This window comes from Vibrio sp. 03_296, from assembly GCF_002265885.1.
On record NZ_NPKW01001193.1, the window covers coordinates 1 to 1992 of the forward strand.

Here is a 1992-nt window from a genome sequence, read left to right on the forward strand (position 1 = left end):
CTGGATAACAAAAACGCCGCTGCAATAGCGGCGTCAGACTGCTGACAAAGGTCTAGCTTTCGAGCTAGACCTTTGATCTAATAGGGGTATCGAAATATGGAYACTCCGATATGCTTCAAGAACCCACCCCGCAACAATACGAACTGGAAATGGTGACGATGGAACAGTTAGTTCCTAAAGACCATTTAGTGCGCAAAATCGATAATGCTATCGACTTTGAATTCATTCGTGATGAAGTCGCTCATCTTTATTGTAAAGATAATGGGCGTCCACCTGTTGACCCTGTTCGTCTCTTCAAAATCATCTTGCTTGGTTATATCTTTGGTATAAAAAGTGAGCGTCAGCTCGTTAAAGAAATTGAAGTGAATGTCGCTTACCGTTGGTTCTTACGGATGTCATTAACAGAGAAAGTCATCCACGCTTCTACTCTAAGCCAAAACCGCATTCGTCGCTTTAATGGCACGGATGTRTTCGAACGTATTTTTATCAATATCGTAGAGCAAGCCATGACGAAAGGCTTGGTCGCGGGTCAAGAGCTCTTTACGGACAGTACTCATCTCAAAGCGAACGCCAACAAGAATAAACACACCAATAAAGTCACGGCGGTTCGCGCGAGTGCCTATCTTGATATGCTGGATGACGACGTCGCGTTAGACCGARAAAAAGCGGGTAAGAAGCCTCTTAAGGCTCGTGAATCAGAGTCAAAAACAAAGAATACCAAAACCAGCACCACTGACCCAGAGAGTGGCTTCATGACTCGTGATAATAAGCCACAAGGCTTCTTCTACCTCGACCATCGAACCGTTGATGGTCAACAYGGAATTATCCTCGATACCTATACCACCGCGGGCAACATCAATGACTCACAGCCTTACGTTCAACGCTTAGATTACACGCTTGCTACATTCCAATTGAACCCGATAGCCGTTGGACTGGATGCGGGCTACTTTACCGCTCCRGTGGCGGAGTCACTTGAACGTCGAGGTATTCTTGGCGTGTTCGGTTATCGACGTCCATCGAGAACGAAAAATGCRTTCAAAAAGAAACACTTTACTTACGACGCGCAAAGAGACWGCTACCAATGTCCGAATGGKCAGGCGTTGCTTTATAAAACCACATCACGCGATGCCTACCGAGAATACCACTCAGACCCGAAAGAGTGTGCGTTCTGTCCAATGAGGGATGACTGCACTCAAAGCAAAAACATGAAGAAAGTGATTACTCGGCATATCTATAGCGATGCCGTAGARAGAGCAAATCAAATGCGGCTCTCTTCCTATGGCAAGAAGACTTATCGACGTCGAAGTGAAACAGTAGAACGGAGCTTTGCAGATGCCAAGCAACATCATGGTCATCGTTATGCTCGCTTCCGAGGTCTAGCCAATGTGCAAATGCAATGTTGGTTGGCAGCGGCAGCCCAAAACATCAAGAAGATAGCGTTGGTGGTGAACTATCTACGAAAAATGGGCTTAAATATGGCAGAAATAAGGCAGATACTTGCTTCTGTATACCCRTGTAATGAATGGAAACTTCTGCGCACGATATAACAAAAAAAATCACGATCGCGACCTACGGTCGCTTCCAAAAAAGAACCCCACTTAAAAAGCGGGGTTCGTCATCAATCTGAGGCTTGCCATTGGCAAGCCTTTTTTGTTTGCCCAGCGAAGCTGGCAAACCCGTCGGGTTGAAAGAAGCCCGAATCGCCCTGACTGAGGGGAAGATAATCCGAATTGCAAGGGCGTTGCTGGCCAACGGCAGGGTCTGAAGGAAGCAATAGGAAGTTAACAGTACACAACGTAAGTGAACCTGCTTCGGCAGCATAGGTGGGTAAGCGTCCGAAACATCGCAAAGCCCAATACTCAGTCAGACCTATGCTGTGCTTGAGGGTGGCATTGTTAACAGGGAGCCAGTGCAGTAACTGGGGAAGCCTGACACCACATCCGGGCAAACGCCGGAAGCACGAGTTCAAGGTGAAAACCAAGGCTCGTGTTG

At 47.1% G+C, this 1992-nt stretch carries 2 protein-coding genes; one reads left to right on the forward strand and one right to left on the reverse strand.

What is annotated here, in order from left to right; translation table 11 throughout:
- Nucleotides 1-110: 110 nt before the first annotated feature.
- Nucleotides 111-1547, forward strand: coding sequence for an IS1182 family transposase (locus CIK04_RS30890; RefSeq protein ID WP_128824779.1), 1437 nt, complete (start codon nt 111-113; stop codon nt 1545-1547).
- Nucleotides 1548-1618: 71 nt separating this feature from the next.
- Here CIK04_RS30890 and CIK04_RS35150 read toward each other — a convergent pair.
- Nucleotides 1619-1992 (reverse strand): hypothetical protein (locus CIK04_RS35150; protein ID WP_325206045.1); only part of this gene is annotated, 374 nt, incomplete at its 5' end.